25 protein-coding genes are annotated in these 22,599 nt (G+C 64.0%); 9 read left to right on the top strand and 16 right to left on the bottom strand.

Annotated elements, in window-relative coordinates; all coding sequences use genetic code 11:
- Positions 1-120: 120 nt before the first annotated feature.
- Together CKW22_RS12280 and CKW22_RS12275 are read left to right on the top strand one after the other, a co-directional pair.
- On the top strand, positions 121-1,068 hold the full coding sequence (locus CKW22_RS12280; RefSeq protein ID WP_033702895.1) for a LysR family transcriptional regulator: 948 nt from the start codon (positions 121-123) through the stop codon (positions 1,066-1,068).
- 115 nt (positions 1,069-1,183) lie between these two features.
- On the top strand, positions 1,184-2,158 hold the full coding sequence (locus CKW22_RS12275) for a D-glycerate dehydrogenase (protein ID WP_033702896.1): 975 nt from the start codon (positions 1,184-1,186) through the stop codon (positions 2,156-2,158).
- 9 nt (positions 2,159-2,167) lie between these two features.
- On the opposite strand, the gene CKW22_RS12270 is transcribed toward CKW22_RS12275, so the two are convergent.
- Positions 2,168-3,064 (bottom strand): DMT family transporter, encoded by an 897-nt coding sequence (locus CKW22_RS12270; protein WP_095064184.1) that lies wholly within the window; start codon positions 3,062-3,064, stop codon positions 2,168-2,170.
- Between the two features lie 263 nt (positions 3,065-3,327).
- On the opposite strand from CKW22_RS12270, the gene CKW22_RS12265 reads away from it, so the two are divergent.
- Positions 3,328-4,203, top strand: a complete 876-nt coding sequence (locus CKW22_RS12265) for a helix-turn-helix domain-containing protein (protein ID WP_095064183.1) — start codon at positions 3,328-3,330, stop codon at positions 4,201-4,203.
- Between the two features lie 20 nt (positions 4,204-4,223).
- Here the strand turns inward: CKW22_RS12265 and CKW22_RS12260 are convergent, their stop codons facing one another.
- From CKW22_RS12260 to CKW22_RS12235, 6 genes are all read right to left on the bottom strand, one after another.
- The gene (locus CKW22_RS12260) at positions 4,224-6,614 is read right to left on the bottom strand and encodes a TonB-dependent receptor (RefSeq protein ID WP_033702899.1); all 2,391 of its coding nucleotides are present in this window, start codon (positions 6,612-6,614) and stop codon (positions 4,224-4,226) included.
- 116 nt (positions 6,615-6,730) lie between these two features.
- On the bottom strand, positions 6,731-7,714 hold the full coding sequence (locus CKW22_RS12255) for a FecR family protein (protein WP_095064182.1): 984 nt from the start codon (positions 7,712-7,714) through the stop codon (positions 6,731-6,733).
- The gene (locus tag CKW22_RS12250) at positions 7,711-8,268 is read right to left on the bottom strand and encodes an RNA polymerase sigma factor (RefSeq protein ID WP_371856414.1); all 558 of its coding nucleotides are present in this window, start codon (positions 8,266-8,268) and stop codon (positions 7,711-7,713) included. The genes CKW22_RS12255 and CKW22_RS12250 overlap by 4 nt, the downstream gene beginning before the upstream one ends.
- A 22-nt stretch (positions 8,269-8,290) precedes the next feature.
- Positions 8,291-8,617 carry a DUF3325 domain-containing protein gene (locus tag CKW22_RS12245; RefSeq protein WP_033702902.1) on the bottom strand — a complete coding sequence of 109 codons (327 nt, stop codon included), beginning with the start codon at positions 8,615-8,617 and terminating at the stop codon, positions 8,291-8,293.
- Positions 8,617-10,194, bottom strand: coding sequence for a PepSY domain-containing protein (locus CKW22_RS12240; RefSeq protein WP_095064181.1), 1,578 nt, complete (start codon positions 10,192-10,194; stop codon positions 8,617-8,619). The genes CKW22_RS12245 and CKW22_RS12240 overlap by 1 nt, the downstream gene beginning before the upstream one ends.
- Entirely contained in the window at positions 10,191-10,496 is a 306-nt protein-coding gene (locus tag CKW22_RS12235) for a DUF3649 domain-containing protein (protein ID WP_033702904.1), read from the bottom strand. The genes CKW22_RS12240 and CKW22_RS12235 overlap by 4 nt, the downstream gene beginning before the upstream one ends.
- Positions 10,497-10,742: 246 nt before the next feature.
- Here CKW22_RS12235 and CKW22_RS12230 point away from each other — a divergent pair, with 246 nt between their 5' ends.
- The gene (locus CKW22_RS12230; RefSeq protein WP_027595269.1) at positions 10,743-11,090 is read left to right on the top strand and encodes an HPF/RaiA family ribosome-associated protein; all 348 of its coding nucleotides are present in this window, start codon (positions 10,743-10,745) and stop codon (positions 11,088-11,090) included.
- A gap of 122 nt (positions 11,091-11,212) precedes the next feature.
- Positions 11,213-11,503, top strand: coding sequence for a DUF3509 domain-containing protein (locus CKW22_RS12225; protein WP_095064180.1), 291 nt, complete (start codon positions 11,213-11,215; stop codon positions 11,501-11,503).
- Between the two features lie 16 nt (positions 11,504-11,519).
- On the opposite strand, the gene CKW22_RS12220 is transcribed toward CKW22_RS12225, so the two are convergent.
- Positions 11,520-11,990, bottom strand: a complete 471-nt coding sequence (locus CKW22_RS12220) for a phosphate-starvation-inducible protein PsiE (protein ID WP_012274137.1) — start codon at positions 11,988-11,990, stop codon at positions 11,520-11,522.
- Positions 11,991-12,222: 232 nt separating this feature from the next.
- Between CKW22_RS12220 and CKW22_RS12215 the strand changes: the two genes are divergently transcribed.
- Positions 12,223-12,486: a YebG family protein gene (locus tag CKW22_RS12215; RefSeq protein ID WP_033702906.1), complete on the top strand. Its 264-nt coding sequence runs from the start codon at positions 12,223-12,225 to the stop codon at positions 12,484-12,486.
- A gap of 58 nt (positions 12,487-12,544) precedes the next feature.
- Here the strand turns inward: CKW22_RS12215 and CKW22_RS12210 are convergent, their stop codons facing one another.
- Complete coding sequence (locus CKW22_RS12210) at positions 12,545-13,564, bottom strand: Glu/Leu/Phe/Val dehydrogenase dimerization domain-containing protein (protein ID WP_033702907.1); 1,020 nt, start codon at positions 13,562-13,564, stop codon at positions 12,545-12,547.
- 125 nt (positions 13,565-13,689) lie between these two features.
- On the opposite strand from CKW22_RS12210, the gene CKW22_RS12205 reads away from it, so the two are divergent.
- On the top strand, positions 13,690-14,496 hold the full coding sequence (locus CKW22_RS12205) for a SirB1 family protein (protein WP_033702908.1): 807 nt from the start codon (positions 13,690-13,692) through the stop codon (positions 14,494-14,496).
- On the opposite strand, the gene maiA is transcribed toward CKW22_RS12205, so the two are convergent.
- Genes maiA through hmgA form a run of 3 tightly spaced genes read right to left on the bottom strand, consistent with a single transcriptional unit; the run spans position 14,490 to position 17,732 of the window.
- Positions 14,490-15,122, bottom strand: coding sequence for a maleylacetoacetate isomerase (maiA, locus tag CKW22_RS12200; protein ID WP_095064179.1), 633 nt, complete (start codon positions 15,120-15,122; stop codon positions 14,490-14,492). The two genes, CKW22_RS12205 and maiA, sit on opposite strands and share 7 nt — an antisense overlap.
- Before the next feature lie 12 nt (positions 15,123-15,134).
- Complete coding sequence (gene fahA, locus CKW22_RS12195) at positions 15,135-16,427, bottom strand: fumarylacetoacetase (protein WP_095064178.1); 1,293 nt, start codon at positions 16,425-16,427, stop codon at positions 15,135-15,137.
- Positions 16,428-16,430: 3 nt separating this feature from the next.
- The gene (gene hmgA, locus CKW22_RS12190) at positions 16,431-17,732 is read right to left on the bottom strand and encodes a homogentisate 1,2-dioxygenase (RefSeq protein ID WP_033702911.1); all 1,302 of its coding nucleotides are present in this window, start codon (positions 17,730-17,732) and stop codon (positions 16,431-16,433) included.
- 197 nt (positions 17,733-17,929) lie between these two features.
- On the opposite strand from hmgA, the gene CKW22_RS12185 reads away from it, so the two are divergent.
- Positions 17,930-18,712, top strand: a complete 783-nt coding sequence (locus CKW22_RS12185) for an IclR family transcriptional regulator (RefSeq protein WP_095064177.1) — start codon at positions 17,930-17,932, stop codon at positions 18,710-18,712.
- Between the two features lie 246 nt (positions 18,713-18,958).
- Here CKW22_RS12185 and CKW22_RS12180 read toward each other — a convergent pair whose 3' ends face one another.
- The 3 genes from CKW22_RS12180 to CKW22_RS12170 all read right to left on the bottom strand — a co-directional run bounded on the left by CKW22_RS12180 (position 18,959) and on the right by CKW22_RS12170 (position 21,103).
- Positions 18,959-19,864 (bottom strand): alpha/beta fold hydrolase, encoded by a 906-nt coding sequence (locus tag CKW22_RS12180; RefSeq protein ID WP_095064176.1) that lies wholly within the window; start codon positions 19,862-19,864, stop codon positions 18,959-18,961.
- A gap of 176 nt (positions 19,865-20,040) precedes the next feature.
- Positions 20,041-20,727, bottom strand: coding sequence for an LrgB family protein (locus tag CKW22_RS12175; RefSeq protein ID WP_033702914.1), 687 nt, complete (start codon positions 20,725-20,727; stop codon positions 20,041-20,043).
- A complete protein-coding gene (locus tag CKW22_RS12170; RefSeq protein WP_033702915.1) occupies positions 20,717-21,103 on the bottom strand; it encodes a CidA/LrgA family protein in 387 nt (128 codons plus the stop codon). Before CKW22_RS12170 ends, CKW22_RS12175 begins: the two co-directional genes overlap by 11 nt.
- Positions 21,104-21,198: 95 nt before the next feature.
- Here CKW22_RS12170 and CKW22_RS12165 point away from each other — a divergent pair, with 95 nt between their 5' ends.
- Positions 21,199-22,080, top strand: a complete 882-nt coding sequence (locus CKW22_RS12165; protein ID WP_033702916.1) for a LysR family transcriptional regulator — start codon at positions 21,199-21,201, stop codon at positions 22,078-22,080.
- Between the two features lie 18 nt (positions 22,081-22,098).
- On the opposite strand, the gene CKW22_RS12160 is transcribed toward CKW22_RS12165, so the two are convergent.
- Entirely contained in the window at positions 22,099-22,554 is a 456-nt protein-coding gene (locus CKW22_RS12160; RefSeq protein WP_033702917.1) for a flavodoxin, read from the bottom strand.
- Positions 22,555-22,599: the final 45 nt, after the last annotated feature.

Genomic DNA, 22,599 nt, shown 5'->3' with positions numbered 1-22,599 from the left:
CATATTCCTGCGAATCTTTGTTACCAAACGCGCGATAATCAGCCTTTGGTCGAAGGTAACTTTTAATAACTTCGTCGTTACTTCGTGACACAATTTTGTCCTCTACCTTGAGAGCGACCCATGGACACCCTGCAAAATATGCGTGCTTTCAGTTGCGTAGCCCAACTTGGCAGCTTCACGGCTGCGGCGGCGCAGCTGGATACGACCACCGCGAACGTGTCGCGGGCGGTCTCCAATCTGGAAGCCCATCTGCAAACACGGCTGCTCAACCGCACCACCCGCCGCATCGCGTTGACCGAGGCTGGCAAGCGCTACCTGATGCGCTGCGAACAGATTCTTACCTACGTTGAAGAAGCCGAAGCCGAGGCCAGCGACGCCCATGCCCGCCCGGCCGGGCAGTTGAAGGTTCACTCGATGACGGGGGTCGGCCAGCACTTCGTGGTCGATGCCATCGCCCGCTATCGCGAATCGCACCCGGACGTGACCTTCGACCTGACCATGGCCAACCGCGTGCCGGACCTGCTCGACGAAGGCTACGACGTATCCATTGTGCTGGCCACCGAGCTGCCGGACTCGGGCTTCGTGTCGCAGCGCCTGGGCATCACCTACAGCATCGTCTGCGCCTCGCCCGCCTACATCGCGCGCAACGGCATCGCGCATAAGCCTGCCGACCTGCTCAAGCACGCCTGCCTGCGCATGGTCAGCCCAGTGATTCCGCTGGAAAAGTGGCTGTTCGACGGCCCTGAAGGCCAGGAAATGGTCAACATCAGCACCTCGCCGTTCCAGGTGAACACGGCCGACGCCATGAAAACCGCAATCCGCAGCGGCATGGGGGTGGGCGTGCTGCCGATCTATTCGGCCATCGAGGGCCTGCGTGATGGCAGCCTGGTACGGGTGCTGCCCGAGTACCGGTTGCAGGAGCTGAACCTGTACGCCATCTACCCGTCGCGCCAGTACCTGGATGCCAAGATCAAGACCTGGGTCGAGTACCTGCGCAACTCGCTGCCGGAAATTCTTGCAGCCCATGAGGCAGACCTGAAAACCCATCAGGTGCTGATCGCCAACTGAAAGCAGCTGCAAGCCATAAGCTTCAAGCCGCAAGAAAAAGCAGATCGTCGCAAGCGTGGCTTTTTCTTGTGGCTTGAAGCTTGTAGCTTGTAGCTTTTCTTGTGGAAGTTGCCCGATGAAAAAGACCGTCCTGGCCTTCAGCCGTATCACCCCGGCCATGGCCGAGCGCCTGCAGCAAGACTTCAACGTAATCCTGCCGAACCCCAAGCTCGGCGACATCAGCGCCCAGTTCAACGAAGCCCTGCCCGAGGCCCACGGGCTGATCGGCGTCGGCCGCAAGCTTGGCCGTGCGCAGCTTGAGGGCGCGGCCAAGCTTGAGGTGGTGTCCAGCGTCTCGGTCGGCTACGACAACTATGACGTCGACTACTTCAACGAACGCGGCATCGCCCTGACCAACACCCCCGACGTGCTGACCGAAAGCACCGCGGACCTCGGCTTCTCGCTGATCATGGGCTGCGCCCGGCGCACGGCCGAGCTCGATGCCTGGACCAAGGCCGGCCAGTGGCAGGCCACCGTCGGCCCGGCCCACTTCGGCAGCGATGTGCATGGCAAAACCCTGGGTATCGTCGGCATGGGCAACATCGGCGCCGCCATTGCCCGTCGCGGGCGGTTCGGTTTCAACATGCCGGTGATCTATGCCGGCAACAGCCGCAAGACCGCGCTGGAGCAAGAGCTGGGTGCGCAGTTGCGCAGCCTGGAACAACTGCTGGCCGAAGCCGATTTCGTCTGCATCGTGGTGCCGTTGTCCGAGGCAACCCGCAAGCTGATCGGGGCCCGTGAGCTGAAGCTGATGAAGCCAAGTGCCTTCCTGATCAACATTGCCCGCGGCCCGGTGGTCGATGAAGCGGCGCTGGTCGAGGCACTACAGAACGGCACTATTCGCGGCGCCGGCCTGGATGTGTACGAAAAAGAGCCGCTGAGCGAGTCGCCGCTGTTCAAGCTGCCCAATGCCCTGACCCTGCCGCACATCGGATCGGCCACCGCCGAAACCCGTGAGGCCATGGCCAACCGGGCAATGGACAACCTGCGTGCGGCGCTGCTGGGCGAGCGGCCGCGCGACCTGGTTAACCCGCAGGTGTGGAAGGGCTGAGGTTTCCACCTAGCGTGCCAACACGGCAGCCGGCTTGAGCGAAGGCTTGCGAAACACCAGCACGTTACCCGCCATGACCGCGACGAGCCCCAGCAACGCTGGGGCCGTCCATTGGTACCCTTCGGCAAACGCCGACACGTTCAACGCCACCAACGGGAACAGCACCGTGCAATAGGCTGCCCGCTCCGGCCCCATGCGCCCGACCAGGGTCAGGTAGGCGGTGAAGCCGATCACCGAACCCGGGATCACCAGGTACATCAACGAGCCGATGTAGCGGGTGTTCCATTCCATGGCGAAAGGGATGCCGTTGAACAGGCAATACACGGTCAGCATCGCCGCGCCATAGACCATGCCCCAGGCATTGGTGGTCATGGGTTTGAGCCCGGCCTTCTGCTGCATGCTCGACAGCATGTTGCCAGCCGAGAAGCACAGCGTGCCGAGCAGCGCCAGGCCGAGGCCGTACAAGGTTTCACGACTGGCCGCATGGTGGCCGAGTTCGGGCCAGAACAGCAGGCCCAGGCCCAGCAGCCCCAAAGCGCCGCCGCCCAGCACATTGGCGGCGATCTTCTGGCCGAAGAACACCCGCGCATTGAGTGCGTTCCACAAGGTCGCGGTGGAGAACACCACGGCGATCAGGCCGCTGGCGATCCACTGGCTGGCGGTGAGAAAGCACATGAAGTTGACGCAGAACAGGCACAAGCCCTGCGCCAGGCAGATGAGGTGACCGCGGCGATTCATCGGTTGCAGGCGGCGGGTAAGCAGCAAAATGGCGAACAGGATCAGCCCGGCCAAGGCGAAGCGATAGACGATCGATACCGGGATGGCGACCACGCCCAGTTGCAGTTTCAGGGCGATCCAGGTGGTGCCCCAGATCAGGACGGTGAGCAGGTACAGGGACAGGTTCATGGCGGTGGTTCCTTGGGCCTTTCGAGATCGGTGCCCGGCGCTTCGCGGGGCAAGCCCGCTCCCACTGGTACCGCCCAGCCTCGAAACCTGCGGCGCATCCGTGGGAGCGGGCTTGCCCCGCGAATCGAGGGCGCAGCCCTCGCCGAGGCCCTCAGTGTTCGCCCTGCTGGCCCCTTCGCGCTTGCACAAACTTGCGCTTTTGTATTGCAGCTAGCTGCCTGCACGGCGAACTCGCAGTACGATGGCGCTCAGAGGAATCGCCCATGACCCCACTGTCCCAGTTGCAAGTGTTCAACGCCATGCACGCCTCGCCCCATGCCCGCCTGGAGCTGAGCGCGCACCTGGGCGACGGCCTGGCTGCGGCACTGTGGCGAAACCGCGACGATGCCCGCGACTACCAGGCGCCAAGCCATCACACGCTGTCGTGCTACATCGCCGATGGCACCGGCACGTTTCGCCGCCAGCGCCCGGCCGACAAGGGCGCGCCGAACAAGCTGTGCGTCATGCCGGCCGGCCACGAGTCGAACTGGGTGGTCAATGGCGAGATCCGCCTGGCCCACCTGTACATCAGCGAGGCGCAGTTCGCCCTCGGCTGTGTGCGCCTGCTGGACCGCGAACCGCGCGAGCTGCAGTTGCAGGAGGCGACGTTTCTCGACGACCCGCAGCAGGCGCTGCGCTTTCACCAATTGATCAGCCTGGCCTGGGATGAACCCGGCGAGCGCTTGCTGGCCAGCAGCCTGGCGCACGAGATCGTCGACCACGCAGTGCTCAGCCAGGTTGGGCTACGTGAGGGCTTGCGGTTGAAAGGTGGGCTGGCGCCGAGCCTGCGTCGACAGTTGGTCGAATACATCGAGGCGCACCTGGACCAGCCCATCACCCTCGGCGAGCTGGCGGTGCGCTGCAATTTGTCCGAGTACCACTTTGCGCGGATGTTCCGCAGCAGTTTCGGCTTGCCGCCGCACCAGTACCTGCTGGCTCGGCGGCTGCATCGGGCTTGCCAGTTGCTGCGCCTGGGCCAGTTGCCACTGGGCGAGGTTGCGTTGCTGTGCGGGTTTGCCAGTGCCAGCCATTTCAGCAACCGGTTTCGTCAGGCACTCGGGGCGACACCCGGCGCCTATCGTGCAGCCTTCACCCTTTGATGGGGCCGCTGCGCAGCCCTTCAGAATTCCAAGGTGCTGGAAAGGCTCACCTGCCGCGCATCCCCCACCGCCACGAAGTACTGGTTCACCGCCGAGCTGTAGTACACCTTGTCGAACAGGTTCTTCACATTCAGTTGCAGGCGCACGTTGTGTTCGTCGAGCTTGGTCTCATACGTGGCAAAGGCATCGGCCACGGTATAGCTCGGCAGGTCGAAGGTGTTGGTCGCATTCCCCGCACGCTCGCCAACATAACGGGCCCCGGCACCCAAGCGCAGGCGGTCAGCGCCGAACAGGCTGCCAAAGTCATACACCGCCGACAACGAGCCGCTGTGCCTGGCCACGTTCTGCAGGCGGTTGCCCTCAAGGTCAGGGTCTTTGGTCACCTTGGCATCGGTAAAGGCATAGCTGCCGATCAGGCTCCAGCGTTCGCTGAGCTGCCCGGTCAGGTCCAGCTCGACACCGCGTGAATTGACCTCACCGGCATTGCTGTAGACCGTCTCGCCGGTGCCGCTGTCGAAATTGGCCACCAGCACGTTGCGCTTGGTGATGTCGAACAGCGCCAGGGTACCGGTCAGGCTGCCCGGCATGTCGAGCTTGGCGCCCAGCTCCCACGACTTGCCCTCCTCCGGCGCCACCGAGGCGTCCAGCACCACGCCGCCGGTCAGCGGCGCAATGCTGGAGTTGGGCTTGAACGACTCGCTGTAACTGCCATAGAACGACAGCTGGTCATCGACCTTGTAGACGATGCCGGCATGCGGCACCCAGGCCTGGCCGCTGGTGTCGGTATTGGCCTTGAACGGGCGGCCGCGCCCGGCGTACTGGTCGAACTGCTGGAAGCGCGCGCCGGCCACCACAATCCAGTGGTCGTCCAGGTGCACCGCGTCCTGCATGAACAGGGCATCGGTGCGCAGTTTGTCGGTCTGGTCGCTGTCGCTGGCGCGCACGCTGCTGCCCTCCACTTCCTGGCCATACACCGGGTTCACATAGCTGAAGCTGGACTGCGCGGTCTGGCGAATCAGGTCGCCACGAAACACCTTGCGGTCTTCGTGATCGATACCGAGCAGCAGGTCATGCTGCAGGCCGCCCAGCTCGACGTTGCCCGCCAGGCTGACGGTGGCGAACTGGTCGCGGCTCATGGCGTTGTGGGTGCCATCGATGCTGCGCGTCAGCGTGCCCTTGGCCTCGTTTACACCGGTCACACGGACCTGGCTGGCATCGTAGGTTTCGCGGTTGAAGCTGTAGCCGAAGTGCAGCTTCCAGTCATCGGCCAGTTGATGGTCGACCTCCAGGCGGTACAGGTCGGAGCGCCCTTGCATGTCGTTGAACGGCTCGTCCAGGCGACGCGTGGCCGGTATGTCCAACGGGTGGCCGTTGCTGCCAAATGCCGTGCCGCGGTCGAACGGGTAGCGAAACTCGCGGTGCTCGTAGGCCAGCACCACCTGGGTGTCCTCGCCCAGCCAGGCCAGCGACGGCGCCACCAGCGATTCACGGTGCACGCCGAAGTTGCGCCAGTAATCTTCATCCTCATGATCGACGATCAGCCGGTAGGCGAACGGGCTGTCGCCCAGTGCCCCGGTGCTGTCGAAGCCGCCGCCGCTGCCGTTCTTGCCGCTGCCATAGGTCGAGCCGCGCACGGTCAGGGCGTTGTACTGCTGCAGTTGCGGGCGCTTGCTGACCACGTTGATGACCCCGCCCGGGTCCTGGATGCCATACAGCAACGAGGCCGGCCCCTTGAGCACCTCGACCCGCTCGGTATTGGCGTTGAGGCTGCGGCCCTGCACGATGGGCATGCCGTCACGCATGATCGAACCGTCGCGGTTGTCACCGAAGCCGCGCTTCATCACGGTGTCGGAGGTGCCGCCGAAGTTATTGCCCTGGGTAATGCCGCTGACATGGGTCAAGGCGTCATCGAGGTTACGTGGGGCCTGGTCACGGATGACCTGGGCCGGGACTACGTTGATCGCCTGGGGGATGTCCTGGTTCGGGCCTTGGCCACGCATGATCGAGGCACTGGCCGGGGGCTGGTAGCTGTAAGCGTCCATTTGCGAGGTCACAGTGGTGGCCTGCAGGTTCAGTGCCCCATCGGTGCCCACGGCTTCAAGGGTCAGGGTGCGCGCATCGACGCGGCGCCAGGCCAGGCCGGAGGTGCCCAGCAATTGCTGCAGCGCCTGCTCGGCGCTGAACGTACCGTTGAGGGCGGGTGCTTGCACGCCTGGAAGCTCGAGGGTGTAGACCACGCTCTGGCCGGTGGCACGGCTGAAAGCATTGAGCGCCGGGGCCAAGGGCTGGCTCGGTTGGGCGAAGGTGTACGCCTGCATCTGCTCGGCGGCCCTGGCCAGCGGTGCGATGGCGATGACCGGGAACACTGCAAGACCGAGCCAGAGGGGGACGCAACGCGGGGTGAACTTCATGGACGCTGACCTGTAAGTGGGTATTGACTGCGAATGAATCGCACTTCCACTCATTACACGGATGCCACGCCCTGTTACCTCATCCGTTATCTGAAAAATTTTTGCGCGACCGGTGCCTAGCGGATAAGGGTCAAACGCCCCAATACGGTCTGCCGCGAAAAGCCCATCACCTTGCCGAGCGAGTCGAGCGCCGCCAAAGGCTCCTGCACCGGGAAACTGCCACTGACCTTGCGCTGCCCCAACGCTCCATCAAGCAACAGGATGCGCCCCGGGTAATAGCGCCCAAGGTCTTCGACCACCTGCGCCAGCGGCACCTGATAGTAATTCAGCCAGCCCTGGCGCCAAGCCAGGCGGCTCTCGCTGTCCACGCTCTGGGTGCTGCCCGCCCGGCCGCCAACGTAGGCCAGTTGCTGATTGGCCGTCAGTTCTCGGGCAACCTCGCCTTGCACCGGCGTCACCGCCACACGCCCACTGCGCACCGTGACTTGCGCGCCATCACCGTGCTCACGCACCTCGAACTGGGTGCCCAGCACCCGCACCTCGCCGCCCGCGGCGGCTACCAGAAACGGCTCACCCGTGTGGGTGACCTGAAAGAACGCCGCCCCGCGCAGCAGCCGTACTCGCCGCTCGCCGTGCGCAAAGTCGACCGAAATGGCGCTGCCCGCGTTCAGTGTCACTTGCGATTTGTCGGCCAGGGTCAGCTGGCGGACGTGCCCTGTGCTGCTGTAGTCGGCCTGCAGGTCCTGCAACCAGAAGCCGGGGTGCCAACCGCCCACAACGCCGACCGCCAGCACCAGGCAGGCTGCCGCCGCCAAGGCGGAGACACGTTGCCGCCAACGGCCTTGGGCAGGTGGCCGGGCGATGGCATCCAGGTACTGCTGCAGGCCTTCGCGCTCTTCATCGGCCAACCGCGCCGCCGGCACCGCGCTCATCTGCCACAGCGCCTTGGCCTGGGCATAGGCTTCGCGATGCCCCGGGTCGGCCAGTAACCAACGTTTGAACGCTGCGCCCTGGGCTTGCTCAGGCTGCTCGTTGATGCGGATCAGCCACTGCAGGGCGGCTTGTGACTGCGCGGCAGTGATCGAATTCGGACGGCTCATCGACGGGCGCTCCCTGGCCTGCGCATGGTGGACGCGGGCTCGGCGATACTCGCCTTGCACGCTTCGAGGGCGCGCATCATATGCTTTTCCACAGCGCTCTGGGACAGTTGCATGGCCGTGGCAATCTCGCTGTACGTGCAGCCGTGGATGCGGTTGAGCAGAAAGATCTGACGCGTACGCGCGGGCAAGGCACGCAATGCGGCTTCGATGCGTTGCAGGTCGTGATCGACCTCCAAGGCTTGCTCAGGCTCCGCGGCGCTGGCTTGCTCATCCACGGCGTGGGTGGCTTCTGCCACGCGCTCGCGGCTGCTTTCACTGCGCAAGTGGTCGATGGCGAGGTTGCCGGCACAGCGCAGCAGGTAGGTGTCCAGTGCCTCGACCTTGACCTCGGGGCGGCGCCAGAAACGCAGGAACAACTCCTGCACCAGGTCCGATGCCGTGGCCCGGCAGCCGACGCGGCGGTTGACCAACGCTTCCATGCGCGCCCGCTGCGCCAGGAACACCTGAACGAAACGCGCACGCCCGCTGGCGCTGTCGGCGTCAGGTTCGCGCATGTCTTGCGGCTGGCTCAAGCGGTCACCCCGCCAGCACAGCCAGCAGCGGGCCCAGCACCAGGCTGGCGGCGGCCAGGCCCAGCAACAGACGTGGCTGGTACGGCAGGACGAACACCCAGAGGGTCACCCCCGCCATCAACACCGCGATCCACTCCACCAGGCCATGGCCCCAGCCCCGCAGGTGCACGCTGAGTACCAGCGACAGCATCAGCAGCAGCCAGCCAGCGACGCGCAGCAAGCGCACCTGTTGCGGGCGCGGCTTGCACCCAAGCAGGTCGCTGAAGTGTTTTTCCATGGCCAGGCACAGGGCAGCGAAGCCTGCGAAGCCGATCAGCGCAATACCTAGCATCAGCCTACCTCGACCACGTCAGCAGTCGGTTTTTTTGCCGCGCGCGAGGCGCGCTTGGCCACAGGTTTGGGGGCGCGCAGCATCTTGCTGGCCGCCCAGGCCAGGAACAGGCCGACGGCCAATGCCGTGAGATCGAACCCGGCCATGGCCCAGTCGCCAACCTGCAGCGAATGATCCAGGCCCTGGCCGGTGGTCAGGCCATTGACCAGTGGTAGCAAGGCGAACGCCAGCGCGCCCAGCGCCAGTTGCTCACCCCAGGCGCGACGCCCAGGACGCAACACGGCATGCACCAGCGACAGCAGCCAGGCCAGGAAGAAGGCGTTGACCTCCCAGTCGGCGCGGCCTTCCAACGCCACAGGAACCAGCCGGTTGGCCCAGAAGAACCCCGCCACCGCCAGCAGCAGGCCGCTCATGCTGGCAATGTTGAGCACCTCGACCAGGCGCAACTCGCTTGGCATGTGCTCGCTCTTGGCATGCTTGAGCTGACGCTTGCCCAGCCACATCACCAGGCCTGTGCCGATCACCGCCGTGCCGGCCACACCGAACACGAAGTACAGCCAGCGCAGCCAGGGACTCGCGAAATTGCCCATGTGCAGGCCGGCGAAGCTGAAGGCCGTCGCCATCGCGCCGCTCTCCGGCGCACCTTGGCTCAGCAGCGCGCCGTTGGTGCCGTCGAAGGTCCACTTGGCGCTGCGCTTGTAGGCGATGTTGTCGGCGGAGGCCTGGGTGAAGGTGACCTGGGCATTGCTGTCGCCGGGGTTGTGCAGCTGGATGTAGCCGATACGCGCACCTGGCAGTTGTTCCTGAACCTTGGCGTACAGCGTCGGCAACGGCACCAGCGGCGTCGCGACGTTGGCCGCCTTGGGTGGATCGTCACGGCCGAACAGCTCGTTGAAGTAATCGCCGGTGTTGCCGCTGTAGCTGGCCAGAATGCCGGCAGGCATCACCATGTACATGAACAGCACCAGGCTGCTGTAGCTGATCATCAGGTGGAACGGCAGCACCAGCACACCGATTGCGTTGTGCCCGTCCAGCCACGAGCGCTGGCCCTTGCCAGGGCGGAAGGTGAAGAACTCCTTGAAGATCTTCTTGTGGGTGATGATCCCGGTGACCAGGCCTACCAGCATGATGAAGGCACAGAAGGTCGACAGCCAACGGCCAAACGGATACGGCATCTCGAGCTGGAAGTGGAAACGGTAGAAGAACTCGCCGCCGCGGCTGTCGCGGGCCTCGACCGGCTGGCCGGTCTGCGCGTCGAGGCTTTTGCTGACAAAGCCGCGCCGCCCGGCCTCGGGGTCACGCCAGCTCACGCTCAGCGCAGCCTCGCGGGCATTAGGCAAACGGATCATCCAACTGCCGGCGTGCGCGGCATTGGCCTCCAGGTAGCGCTGGGCCAGGCCTAGGCTGTTGACCGGGTCGAGCGCATGGCGGCGCACTTCGGGCTGGGACCAGTGGTTGATCTCTTCCTTGAAGTAGGACAGCGTGCCGGTGAGGAAGATGGCAAACAGCAGCCAGCCGAAGATCAGGCCGGTCCAGGTGTGCAGCCAGGCCATGGCCTGGCGGAAGCCTTCTTTCATGGGGTTTTCATCCAGTAGGCAATCCCGCTGGCCATGGCCATCAGCAGGCTGGGCAACAGCACGCCCAGCCAGGCACGCCAGGCGCTGCGGCAAGCAAAGCACCAGATGAAGGCCAGCAGGTAGAAGACGAACGACAGCAGCAAGCCGATGAGCGTCGCGTCTACCCGTGACAGGGGCGCCAGCAACGCGATGCAGACACTGGCCATGGACGCCAGCAGATAACCGCCCAACAACGCGGCCAGGCAACGTGAAGCCACGGCCAGGCGGTAGCTGAGTGGGAGGCCGGCGGCTTTGCTCTTCATGGCGGAGGTCCGGGCATTTTCGGGGCCGCAATAGTAATGATTTCAATTCTCATAAGCAAAGCATTGCCTGTTGCGCAGGAGGTTGCGCGGCCCTCAACGTGCATTTGCAACAAGAAATTTATTTTCAAAAAGGGCTTGAAATCATGCCTCGGTTGCCTGACCTTAGAGTCAAGAGGCGCAGAAATTCCAAGGGTCTCAAGGGCCTAGGCACGCCTCCATGCGAGCAAGCTGAATAAGGATTGAATCATGCAAATCCAGGTCAACAGCAGCAACCATATCGAAGGTAACGCCCGGCTCGACGAGTGGGTCCGCAGTACGCTGGAAAGCTCACTCGAACGTTACGAGGACGACCTCACCCGCATCGAGGTCCACCTGCGCGACGAGAACGGCGCCAAGCCCGGACCGCATGACAAACGTTGCCAAATGGAGGCTCGCCCGAAAGGCCACCAGCCGATTTCCGTGACCCACACCGCCACCTCGCTGGACCAGGCGGTCGATGGTGCCGCCACCAAGCTCAACCATGCGCTGGAACACTTCTACGGCAAGCTGCGCAGCAAGCGCGGTGTGCTGGAACTGAGTGACCCAGACGCCTGATGGTTACAACAAAACGCCCGGCCTAGAGCCGGGCGTTTTCGTTTCTGCCGATCAACGGCGCTGAACCAACGAGGTTTTTGTCCGGTCAACCTGTGCAATCCATTTGCTGCAGAAGCATGACCATGAACAACCCATTCGAACTCATCAGCGCCGCCTTCGCCCCCGAGTACCGGGTCAACCTGAGCATCGCCAACCTCGATGGCAGCATCATGCTGACCCTGTCCGACGACGCCGGCGTGGTCGCCAAGCGCCTGATCAGCCAGGCCCAGCGCAACGACCCGGTGCGCCTGCAGCGGGTCATCGACAGCATCCGCCTGGGCCTGGCCATAGAACTCGGCCAGAACCCCATGCAGGTGCTTGCCGCGCTGACCCGTGATACGCAACACGCGCCGCGTCACTTCGTGGCCAACTAGGGTTTGGCCAGGGGTTTTACTTGCCCTCCTCCACTTCCTTGCCGTTGGCATCCAGCACCTTGGTCGAGGGATAGCGGTACGAGGCGTAGCGCACCACCAGGATCGAGAACGCCAGCAGCAGGATGCCACCGCACAGGTACAGCAGGCCCTCATCCGGCGCCTTGTGATGCGAGACATCGCCGATCAGCAGGCGCGTTAGCGCAGTGATCGCCACGTACAGCAGGAAGCGGATGGGCATGTGGTTGGTCTTGAAGTAGATCCCCACCATCGCCCCCAGCTCCAGGTAGATGAACAGCAGCAGGATGTCATCGACACTGACCCCGCCCTTGCCGAGCATGTCCAGAAACGTCACCACCGCCGCGTAGGCAGTGATGGCACCAATGCCGAACAGCGCCAGATAATGGAATGCCTCGACGCACAGGTTGCCCAGTGAGTCGGCCGAGCCGTGCAGGCCCTTGCGCAGCTTTTCAGCCCATTTGATGTTCACGATTGTCCCATTCCCCGATACGCCATGAAGGATGATGCGCCACCTCTGTGACGCTTGTGCCTTGCAGTTAAAGGGCCAAGCCCCCCGCTTTGGAAGGCGACCGATTGCCGCAAGGCACCTGTGGGCTACGCTTTTGCGCAAGATTCTGGTTGCGCAACGATGCCCGATGCCATTACTGTATATAGATACAGTAAAACGCAACCCAACCAGCAAAAAGGCATAGAGGTGATGAATGGCCGTCGAAGTGGTGTACCGCAGCAGCCGCGACCCGGAGCGCTTGTTCATGGATAAGGCCGAAGCAGATCGTCACGACAAGATGCTCGAACTGGCCGAGCGCCTGGCCGAAGTGCTGCACAAGGCAGTGCCATCGCTGACTGAGCAGCAGGTCGAAGAAGCCGGTATCTACATGGCCAAGAACCGCGATGTGTTCGCCCGGGCGTTCAAGAGCCAGCCAGACGCTTTGGCCGAGCTGCTCGATGGCCAAGCAGCCGAATAGTATCGCGCGGCATTTGGGGGAGCAGGTTTAACCGCTCCCACAGGCAACAACGCCGCACTCAACCGTAGAGCAACCGCTCCGCCAGCATCTGTGCCACCCGCGCCGGCGAACGTTTCTCCGCCTGGGCATGGCCAAACACTTCGGTCAGCCGCGTGGGAATACGCGCCAGGTGCGCTGTGATGGTGCTCAGGTCCTCACCCCGATGGGTCAATGCCACATATATCAGCCCACCGGCATTGATGACATAGTCAGGCGCATACAAGATGCCGCGCGACTCCAACTGGTCGGCCACCTGCAGGGTAGTCAGCTGATTGTTCGCCGCCCCCGCCACCGCCGCGCAACGCAGTTGCATCACGCTCTGCCCGTTGAGCACCGGCCCCACGCCACAAGGGGCGAAGATATCGCAGGGGGTGCTGATCAAGGCATCGTTGGTCACCGGGTGCGCATTGAACTGCTCGACCGCCAGTCGCACACGCCCAGGGTCCAGGTCACTCACCAGCAGCTCCGCACCCGCCGCGTGCAACTGCTCGGCCAAGGCATAGCCAACGTTGCCCAAGCCTTGCACCGCAACGCGCAAGCCTTCCAGGTTGTAGCTGCCCAGGCGGGCATAGGACGTGGCGCGAATACCCGCGAACACCCCCATGGCGGCATGCGGTGAAGGGTCACCCGAGGCTGTGGTGCTGGTCACATGCGGTGTACTCTGGGCGATGCAGTCCATGTCCACGGTTGAGGTACCGCTGTCTACGGCGGTAATGAAACGCCCCTGCAGGGTGTCGACGAAACGGCCGAACGCCTCGAACAGCGCTGCGCGGTTTTCGACATGGGGGTTGCGCATGATCACCGCCTTGCCCCCCCCCAGCGGCAACCCCGCCAGCGCGGCCTTGTAGCTCATGCCCTGGGCCAGGCGGATCGCGTCGGTCATGGCGCTCTCGTCATCGGCGTAAGGCAGGTAGCGACACCCGCCCATGGCGGGGCCCAGTTGCTCGCTGTGGATAACCACCACGGCCTTGAGCCCCGTAGGCGGGTCGATGAACAAGTGCAACGATTGGGTACGGGTACTTTGCATGAGTGCGAACATCGGCGGGCTCCCCAACGAGGTGCTCCTAGCAGTATAGGCACGCCCGCGAGGGTAGAGCCTTGGTCAGACCACTGGACGAAACAGCGCGCCACGGCTAATAGTTAAACGTGTGTGGAGATCCCCCCATGAAGCCACGTCAAGCCTGCCTGGCCTGCCTGGAACGCGAGCCTGTCGCCCTGCTGGAAGCCGCATTGTGGATTGCCGCCGAGCACGACGCTGCTGTCGAGCCCGCGCACAGCCTCGCCCTGCTGCACGACCTGCACCGCGAGATCAACGCCAACCTGCCGATGCTGCCCCTGTGCGAACTGGCCCAGCCGCTGCTGCGCCAACTCAATGCATTGGGTTTTCAGCAAGACGAATATCACCCATTGCGGCCCCAAGCGGCGTTGCTGAACAACGTCTTGCAACGCCGCCGTGGCCAACCGTTGACCCTGGCCATTCTGGCGCTGGAGCTGGCGGGGCGCCTGTCCATCCCGCTGGAAGGCGTGGGCTTCCCCGGCCACTTCCTGCTGCGCGTGCCCGGCGCCGACCACCTGCTTGACCCCTGCGGTGGCAGGCGCCTGTACCCAAGCGATTGCCGTGACCTGCTTGCCCGCCAGTTCGGCCCGCACGTGCCGCTGAACGCAGAGCACATGCGCACGGCCAGCCCACGGCAGATGCTGCAACGCCTGTCACGCAACCTGCGCCAGTTGCACATCAGCAACGACAACCACCTGGCCGCGCTGATCGATGCCGAGCGGGTCATGCAACTAGGCCCGGTGCAAGTCAGCGACTACACCACCCGCGCTTCGCTGTACCAGTCCCTGGATTGCCCGCAGGCCGAGCGCTTCGACCTGGAGCATGCCCTGCTACTGACGGACGACCCGGTGCAACGCCTGAAGCTGTCCGAACGTATCGGCAAACTCCCGGCGCCGACCCATTCCATTCACTGAACCGGGGTATCGGACTGCTGCGAGGGGTGCGCCTTGGCGAACGCCGGGTGCTGGGCAGCCAGTGCCGCAACGCGACGCAGCCGCGGGTAGCCGCTGAGGTCAATGTTGAAGCGCTCGGCAGCGTACAGCTGCGGCAGGAGGTAGACATCCGCCAACCCCGGCTCATCGCCAAAGCAGAAGCCGTGCTCGCCGATCAGTTGCTCGACCGCCGACAGCCCTTGGCTGATCCAGTGCGCGATCCACTGGTTGACCTGAGCCTCGTCCTGGCCGGCCTGGCGCAGCAGGTTGAGCACGCTGACGTTGTGCAGCGGGTGAATGTCGCAACCGATGATCGCCGCCACGCCGCGCACCTTGGCCCGCGCTTCGGCCGTGTCCGGTAGAAGCGCAGGCTGTGGATAAACCTCTTCCAGGTATTCGATGATCGCCGGTGACTGCACCAACAGCGCACCGCTGTCGGTGCGCAGGGCCGGCACTCGGCCCTGCGGGTTCACCGCGACATAGCCCGCATCGCGCTGCTCGCCCTTGAGCAGGTTGACCGGCAGTGACTGGTAATCCAGCCCCTTGAGCGCCAGCGCGATGCGTACCCGATAGGACGAGGTGGAACGGTAGTAGGTGTACAGCTCCATACCCCTGCCCCCTCAGTTGGCCGCGATGACAGTGCCGCGGCATTCGCCGAAGCCAATGCTGGCCACGCCATCACGCGTGCACCGGGCGCGCAGGATGATCTCGTCGCCGTCTTCGAGGAACTTGCGCACCTCGCCGCTGGCCAGTTCCACCGGCAGCTTGCCGCCCTCGGTGATCTCCAGCAGGCTGCCAAAGGAGCCCGGCGTTGCGCCCGACAGCGTGCCCGACCCGAACAGGTCGCCCGGTTGCAGCTGGCAACCGTTGACGCTGTGGTGGGCCACCATCTGCGCCACGGTCCAGTACATGCTGCGGGTGTTGCTCAGGGTCAGGCGGTGAGCGGCAAGGCCTTGCTCGCGCATGCGCTCGGTGAGCAGCAGCACTTCAAGCTCGATATCAAATGCGCCATTAGCCTGGTCACGCGCGTCCATCAGGTAGGACAACGGCTGCGGATCGCCTTGCGGGCGCGCCGGTTGTGCCGTGCGGAACGGCTCGAGGGCTTCGGCGGTCACCACCCAGGGCGAAACGCTGGTAATGAAACTCTTGGACAGGAACGGCCCCAGTGGCTGGTATTCCCAGGCCTGGATATCACGCGCCGACCAGTCGTTGAGCAGGCAGAAGCCGGCCACATGCTCGGCGGCATCACCCACCGGGATCGACTGGCCCATGCCGTTGCCCTGGCCGATCCAGATACCCAGCTCCAGCTCGTAGTCCAGGCGTGCGCAGGGGCCGAAGCTCGGCTCGCTGTGCCCGGCCGGCAAGGTCTGGCCTTTGGGGCGGCGCACATCGGTACCGGACGGACGGATGGTCGACGCACGGCCGTGATAACCGATTGGCACGTGCTTGTAGTTGGGCAGCAGCGGGTTGTCCGGGCGGAACAGCTTGCCCACGTTTTTGGCGTGTTCGATGCCGACATAGAAATCGGTGTAGTCGCCGATGCGGGCCGGTACATGCAGTTGGCAATCAGCGGCCGGGTACAGCGCGGCGTTGAGCGCCGACTGGTGTTCGCTGTGTTCGCCGAGCAGTACCAGCAAGCGCTCGCGCAGGGCCACACGGGCGCCACGGCCGAGGGCAAAGAAGGCGTTCAGCGCACCGCCGCGGGTGGCTTCTGCCGCCGCCTTGGCTTCACCTTCGAACAGCCCCGCGGCAAGTACTGCCTCGAGGTCAAGAATGGCATCGCCGATGGCCACGCCGCAGCGCAGCGCTTCACCCGGCCGACTGAAGATGCCCAACGGCAGGTTCTGCAGCGGGAAATCGCTGTGCCCGTTGGCATGCTCGACCCAGCTACGGGTAATGGCGGTCTGGTTCATGGGTTATCTCCGGTTCGGGTTGAAGGTGCTCGGCAAGGTGGCCCAGCAACTATCGTAGTCGGCCTGCAATTGCGGGCATTCGAGTGCATGGCGGCTCGGACGCAGCACTTGGCTGGTCTCGAACATGAAGGCCATGGTGTTGTCGATCTTGTGCGGCGCAAGGTCGGCGGCGATGGCCTTGTCGCAGGTATCGGCGTCCGGGCCGTGGGCGCTCATGACCCCGTGCAGCGAGGCGCCGCCAGGCAGGAAGCCCTCGGCCTTGGCATCGTAGGCACCCTGGATCAGGCCCATGAACTCGTTCATCAGGTTGCGGTGGAACCAGGGTGGACGGAAGGTGTTCTCGGCCACCATCCAGCGCGGCGGGAAGATCACGAAGTCCATGTTGGCAAGGCCATGCACGCTGGTGGGCGAGGTCAGCACCGTGAAGATGGACGGGTCGGGGTGGTCGAAGCTGACCGTGCCAATGGTGTTGAAGCGGCGCAGGTCGTATTTGTAGGGCACGTTGCTGCCGTGCCAGGCGACCACGTCCAGCGGCGAATGCTGCAGCTCGCAGGCCCAGTGTTCGCCAAGAAACTTCTGCACCAGTTGCACGGGGCCTTCGGCCTCTTCGTAGTGCGCCACCGGGGTGAGGAAGTCACGCGGGTTGGCCAGGCCATTGCTGCCGATCGGCCCGAGGTCCGGTATACGCAGCGGCGCGCCATGGTTTTCGGCAAGGTAGCCACGAGCCTGGCCATCGAGCAGTTCGATGCGAAACTTCATACCCCGCGGGATCACCGCGATTTCCAAAGGCTCGACGTCCATGATCCCAAGCTCGGTGGCGATCCGCAGGCGGCCCTGTTCCGGCACCAGCAGCAGTTCGCCGTCGGCATTGAAGAACACGCGCTCCATGGAGCGGTTGGCGCTGTAGATGTAAATGCTCACACCCGCCGGCTTGTCCGCTGGCGCATTGGCCACCATCGGCACCCAGCCTTCGATGAAGTCGGTGGGTTCGGCCGGGATCGGTTGCGGGTTCCAGCGCAGGCGGTTGGGCGTGACCGCACCCAGCGGCCCAGCCAGTGGCTGGCGCGCCAGGCGTTCGAAACGGGGGTGCAATGCAGACGGGCGGATGCGATACAGCCAGGTGCGACGCAACTCACTGCGGCTCATGGTGAAGGCCGTGCCCGAAAGCAGTTCGGCATACAACCCATAGGGGGCTTTTTGCGGCGAGTTCTGGCCGACCGGCAAGGCGCCAGGCAGTGCTTCGCTGGCAAACTCGTTGCCGAAGCCGCTCAGGTAGTGAAGGTCGGGGGACGTGTCGCGGTTCATCGATGCCTCCGGGCTCTGGCAGAGCCGTTGCTGGCAGCTGGCTGCTGACCTGGCCCGGCGGTTTCCGGGGTCAGGCACTGGGGTGGCAGCACGTCTGCATTGTTTTTATCGTAATCAGATTACGAATAACGTAATTTGCTACGGACAAGGCGTCAAGCTATAAAGGCGCCACTCGACGAATCCGGAAGCCCATGCCCATGGCCAAAGCCAGCTCACCCACTGATAACGGCAAGCAGAAGGTCCGCTCGGCGGAAGTCGGCACCGATATTCTCAAGGCACTCGCCGAACTCGCCCCCTCCACGTCGCTGTCACGCCTGGCAGAGCATGTGCAGATGCCGGCGAGCAAGGTGCATCGCTACCTGCAGGCGCTCATCGCCAGCGGTTTCGCCGAACAGGATGCGGCCACCAACCACTATGGCCTGGGGCGTGAAGCGTTGCGCGTGGGGTTGGCGGCGTTGGCCAGCATCGATGTGCTGAAGATCGCGGCGCTGCCGCTGTCGCAGTTGCGCGATGAGCTCAACGAAAGCTGCTTTATTGCCGTATGGGGCAACCAGGGCGCGACGGTGGTCAGCATTGAACCGGCGGTGCGCGCGATCACGGTGGTGACCCAGATAGGCTCTGTGCTGCCGCTGCTCAGCTCGTCCACCGGGCTGGTGTTCGCCGCCTATCTGCCAGAACGCGAAACCATCGACTTGCGCGACCGGGAGCTGACTGCGCTGCAGCACCAAGCCTGCGACTACGCAGCCTTGCTGGAAGGCATTCGCGTGCGTGGCCTGCACCATGTGCATGGCCTGCTGATGCCAGGTGTGGATGCGCTGTCGGCACCGGTGTTCAATGCCATGGGGCAGATCGCTGCGGTGATGACTGTGGTGGGGCCGACGTCGATATTCCATGCTGACGAACATGGCCCTGCGGCGCAGAGATTGTTGGCGGCTGCGCGGGATACCAGTTGGCGAATGGGGTATGCGCCTGCGGGTTGAGCGAAGTGGGGACTATTGCCCGAAACGTAAAGGTGAATGTCATAGGCGGCTATTTTTCCCGAGGGATCAAGCGCTTATTCTTGTCTCACTGGCCGGCATGAAGGGCACTACCCCCCGCCTTTCAGGCCTGCGAGGTTCACCGACGTAGATTTTGAAGCTCCTTGATCTAACGTCTCGATTGGCCGCTGCGATTGCAGCGGCCTTTTTTTTGGGTGATCGCCTGAGGGCTGGGAGGGGCAAGCCCCATCAAGACCACGCCACCTTCTGCTGCAAGAAACTCAGCGGTTGCTCACGAAAGGCCAGGTAATGCCGCAGCACCTGCACCGGCGCTTCGGTATGCGGGTAATGCCCGATGCCCTGCAGCAGCACGGTATCCGGCTGCGGCACCAGTTGCCGGTAGCGCTCGACCATGCGCCCGCCAGACACCGGGTCGACCACACCGTTGATGAAACGCAGTGGCACCCCCTCGCGTTGCAACGCACCCACCCAACGCTCGCGATGCACGGTGCGCTCCGGCAAGTAGCCGACCAGCTTGTGCAAGATACGCGTGCCCCGGTTGGCGGCGATCAGGCTCCAGCAATCATCCAGCGCGCTTTCACTCGGGTGGGTGCAGGGGCCATAGACCTGCGACACGTTGCGCACCAGGTCGTCCCGCCCGAACGAGCGCCCCACCAGCCAGCCCAGGCGGCTGAGCAACAGCTTCTGGATCAGCAGCATCCGGTAGCTCTCGGGGAACAGCCCGCTGTTGAGAAACACGCAACTGGCGATGTTCGCTCGCTGCTCGTGGTGCCGCGCCAGCAGCTCCTGGGCCACGCTGCCGCCATAGTCATGGGCCAGCAGGTGCACAGGCTGGTTGACCTTGAGATGGGCAAGCAACGTTTGTTGCAGGTCTGCCTGTTCCATCAGGCTGTAGGCATGGTTGACCGGCTTGGCCGAATCGCCAAAGCCGAGCATGTCGCAGGCAATCAGCCGAAAACGCTGCGCCAAAGGCGTCCATAGGTAGTGCCAGTCCCAGCTGGCGGTGGGGAAGCCATGTAACAGAAGCAGGGGCTCTCCTTGCCCTGCGGTCCAGTAGCGGATGCTCTGGCCCCGGAAGATGAAACTCTGTCCCCGGGTACGCCAGACGCACAATGGAATTTCGGCCAAAGGCATCAGATCGGTCCCGGTGGAGTTGTGTTGACGGAATAGGGCAAGGCTGCGGTCATTGCATGTTACCTCGGCACTTACATGTGCTCTCTATGTCGAGGCTGAGTCTAGCCAGCAGCCCATGGGCTGAAACTTGCGTTGCCAGCCAGCTTGATGACCTTGCGAGTCAGTGGCACGAACGGTCAGAGCAGCATGGCCAGCAGCGGTGCGGCGAACAGGTTCAGCAACCCGGTCAGGACCATGACCAGGCCGGCCACGGAACCTTCTTCGCGGCCCATTTCCTGCGCCCTGCTGACTCCGGCACCATGCGCGCCCACCCCGAACAACGCGCCCCGCGCCAGCGCGGTACGCAACGGCAACCAGCGCAGCAGCACACCGCCGAACAGGGCGCCCAGTACCCCAGTGAACATCACGAACACCGCAGTCAGTTCCGGCACGCCGCCCAAATCGTGGGCCAGCGGCATGGCAAACGGCGTGGTGATCGAGCGCGGCACCAGCGACAGGCTGGTTGCATTGTCCAGCGCCAGCAGGTGGGCCAACCCCCACGAGCTGGCGATCGAGGCCGTGCTGCCAGCCAGCATGCCCATCATCAGCGCCGGCCAGTGACGCGCCAGCAGCGCCCGCTGTTGCCATATGGGCACGGCGAACGCCACGGTCACCGGGCCGAGCACGGCCATCAGCCAATGGGTGTTGCGGGCGTATTCGGCATAGGCGGTATGCAGCGGTACGGCCACCGCCAGCAGCAATGCGGGCACCAGGATCAGCGGAGACAGCACATAGCGCCCGCTGCGCCGGTACAGCCAGCGGCTGCCCAGGTACGCCAGCAAGGTCAGCGCCAGCCAGAACAACGGCATGGGTTCAAGGCTCATGGCGCAAGCTCCAGCGGCACACCAGTTCGACGGTGAGTGCGGTCACTACCATGACCATCAACGTGCTCACGGCAATCACCAACAGAATGCGCCAACCTTCTTCGCGCACCAGGGTGCCGTAATCGAGCAGGCTCATCAGCGCCGGAATGAAGAACAACAACATCTCGGCCATCAGCCAGCCGGCGCCCAGTTGCAGCGTGGCCGGCTTGACCACGCCGCTGGCGAACAGCAGCAGAAGCAATGCCAGCCCCATGACCCCGGCGGGGATCGGCCAGCCCAGCCAGGCAGCCAGCTGGCCGCCGAACAGGAACAAGGCATAGAGGGTCGCCAACTCGACAAGCAGGCGCAGGGCTTTTTTCACTAACGCAGGTTTCATGGGGCTACCTCGACAGGCCCTCATTTTAAGATTTACCTGCCTAGGCCAGAAGCGAATTGTTAGACTGGCCTGCATTCCAGAATGGAATTGGAAACATGGAATTCAAACAACTGCGCAGCTTCATCGAAGTGGTCCACCGCGGGGGCTTTACCCAGGCGGCGCAGACCCTGCACATCAGCCAGTCGGCGGTGAGCAAGCAAGTGGCTCAGCTGGAGCAGGACGTGGGCCAGCCGCTGCTTGAACGGCAAGCCTCGCAACTGCACCTGACTGCGGCCGGGCGCATCGTGCTGGAGCGCGGGGAAGCACTGCTGCGTCAGCGCCAGGCATTGCTCAGCGAACTCGATGACCTCGGCCAGATGGCTCGCGGCGAACTGCGCCTGGGCTTGCCGATGCTGGGCAGCGATGCCCTGTTCGCCGGCCTGTTCGCCGAATACCGGCAACGCTACCCGAACATCACCATCCAGTTGCTTGAAGGCGGCAGCCGTAGCGTCGAGCAAGCGGTACGCAGCGGCGAGCTGGAACTCGGTGGTAGCCTCACGCCCAGTGACAGCGCCTTCGAGCACCAGCCTTTCTGCAACGAACCACTCGATGCCCTGCTGCCCGCCGGGCATGCGCTGGCGGGCGCGGATGGCGTGCATCTGCGGCAACTGGCCGATACGCCGTTTCTGCTGTATCAGCGCAGCTTCGTGCTCAATGACCGGTTGCTAAAGGCCTGCCAGCAACAGGGCTTCACCCCGAAAGAAGGCGGGCGCAGTGGCCAGGCGGATTTTCTGGTGGCGTTGGTGGCAGCGGGCCAGGGCGTGGTGTTGCTGCCCCGGGTGGTGGCCAAGGCCCTGGAACGCCCCGGGGTGGTGCGCTTGCCGCTGCAGGCGCCGCTGGACCTGCGCTGGGACATCGCGTTCATCTGGCGGCGGGGGGCGTACTTGTCACGGGCAGCGCAGGCGTGGTTGGCGTTGCTGCGTGAGCGCGCCAGTTGAATCGCAGGTTGGAGCGGGTTAGCCGTTGAGGGCCTGCGCAAACGAGGCCAACCACGGTTCGGCATCGGTTTCAGGGGTCACCGTCTCACTGGCATCCAGGCGCAGCATGGGCTGCACTTCATGCACCCCCAGCTCAGCGAACAGCTCACGCATCTGCTCGCCACCGCCGCAGTACGTATCACCATAACTGGAGTCGCCCAATGCGATAACCGCACCCGGCAGACCACGCCAGGCGGCGGGCAAAGTGTCGCGAATCATGCTGTACAGCGGCATGAGGTTGTCCGGCAGCTCGCCCATGCCGGTGGTCGAAGTCACCGCCAGCAATGCCTCGGGGGCAAAACCTTCTACGTCCTGCAGGGTGGCACGCGCGGCATGCCAAGCCTCATGGCCCGCAGCCTTGAGCAACGATTCGGCATGGCGGGCGACTTCTTCGGCGGTGCCGTACACCGACCCGGAAATAATGGCGACTTTCATCGGGAAGAGGATTCCGAAACTGAGTGAAAACGTAGGATACTAGCA

It is taken from the genome of Pseudomonas sp. Irchel s3f19 (genome assembly GCF_900187555.1).
Classification (GTDB): Bacteria; Pseudomonadota; Gammaproteobacteria; order Pseudomonadales; family Pseudomonadaceae; genus Aquipseudomonas; species Aquipseudomonas capeferrum.
The sequence above is the reverse complement of the archived record's forward strand: the minus strand, read 5'-3'. Positions and strand labels throughout refer to the sequence as shown.

Coding starts and splice junctions, on each gene's coding strand:
- CKW22_RS12280 (WP_033702895.1), top strand. CDS start 121: ATGGACACCCTGCAAAATATGCGTGCTTTCAGTTGCGTAGCCCAACTT.
- fahA (WP_095064178.1), bottom strand. CDS start 16,427: ATGAACCAGACCGCCATTACCCGTAGCTGGGTCGAGCATGCCAACGGG.
- CKW22_RS12170 (WP_033702915.1), bottom strand. CDS start 21,103: ATGAAACCTGCGTTAGTGAAAAAAGCCCTGCGCCTGCTTGTCGAGTTG.
- CKW22_RS12250 (WP_371856414.1), bottom strand. CDS start 8,268: ATGCGCGAACCTGACGCCGACAGCGCCAGCGGGCGTGCGCGTTTCGTT.
- maiA (WP_095064179.1), bottom strand. CDS start 15,122: ATGGAGCTGTACACCTACTACCGTTCCACCTCGTCCTATCGGGTACGC.
- CKW22_RS12215 (WP_033702906.1), top strand. CDS start 12,223: ATGGCCGTCGAAGTGGTGTACCGCAGCAGCCGCGACCCGGAGCGCTTG.
- CKW22_RS12240 (WP_095064181.1), bottom strand. CDS start 10,194: ATGAAAGAAGGCTTCCGCCAGGCCATGGCCTGGCTGCACACCTGGACC.
- CKW22_RS12260 (WP_033702899.1), bottom strand. CDS start 6,614: ATGAAGTTCACCCCGCGTTGCGTCCCCCTCTGGCTCGGTCTTGCAGTG.
- CKW22_RS12185 (WP_095064177.1), top strand. CDS start 17,930: ATGGCCAAAGCCAGCTCACCCACTGATAACGGCAAGCAGAAGGTCCGC.
- CKW22_RS12235 (WP_033702904.1), bottom strand. CDS start 10,496: ATGAAGAGCAAAGCCGCCGGCCTCCCACTCAGCTACCGCCTGGCCGTG.
- CKW22_RS12160 (WP_033702917.1), bottom strand. CDS start 22,554: ATGAAAGTCGCCATTATTTCCGGGTCGGTGTACGGCACCGCCGAAGAA.
- CKW22_RS12180 (WP_095064176.1), bottom strand. CDS start 19,864: ATGCCTTTGGCCGAAATTCCATTGTGCGTCTGGCGTACCCGGGGACAG.
- CKW22_RS12265 (WP_095064183.1), top strand. CDS start 3,328: ATGACCCCACTGTCCCAGTTGCAAGTGTTCAACGCCATGCACGCCTCG.
- CKW22_RS12270 (WP_095064184.1), bottom strand. CDS start 3,064: ATGAACCTGTCCCTGTACCTGCTCACCGTCCTGATCTGGGGCACCACC.
- CKW22_RS12175 (WP_033702914.1), bottom strand. CDS start 20,727: ATGAGCCTTGAACCCATGCCGTTGTTCTGGCTGGCGCTGACCTTGCTG.
- CKW22_RS12275 (WP_033702896.1), top strand. CDS start 1,184: ATGAAAAAGACCGTCCTGGCCTTCAGCCGTATCACCCCGGCCATGGCC.
- CKW22_RS12165 (WP_033702916.1), top strand. CDS start 21,199: ATGGAATTCAAACAACTGCGCAGCTTCATCGAAGTGGTCCACCGCGGG.
- CKW22_RS12230 (WP_027595269.1), top strand. CDS start 10,743: ATGCAAATCCAGGTCAACAGCAGCAACCATATCGAAGGTAACGCCCGG.
- CKW22_RS12205 (WP_033702908.1), top strand. CDS start 13,690: ATGAAGCCACGTCAAGCCTGCCTGGCCTGCCTGGAACGCGAGCCTGTC.
- CKW22_RS12225 (WP_095064180.1), top strand. CDS start 11,213: ATGAACAACCCATTCGAACTCATCAGCGCCGCCTTCGCCCCCGAGTAC.
- CKW22_RS12245 (WP_033702902.1), bottom strand. CDS start 8,617: ATGCTAGGTATTGCGCTGATCGGCTTCGCAGGCTTCGCTGCCCTGTGC.
- CKW22_RS12210 (WP_033702907.1), bottom strand. CDS start 13,564: ATGTTCGCACTCATGCAAAGTACCCGTACCCAATCGTTGCACTTGTTC.
- CKW22_RS12255 (WP_095064182.1), bottom strand. CDS start 7,714: ATGAGCCGTCCGAATTCGATCACTGCCGCGCAGTCACAAGCCGCCCTG.
- hmgA (WP_033702911.1), bottom strand. CDS start 17,732: ATGAACCGCGACACGTCCCCCGACCTTCACTACCTGAGCGGCTTCGGC.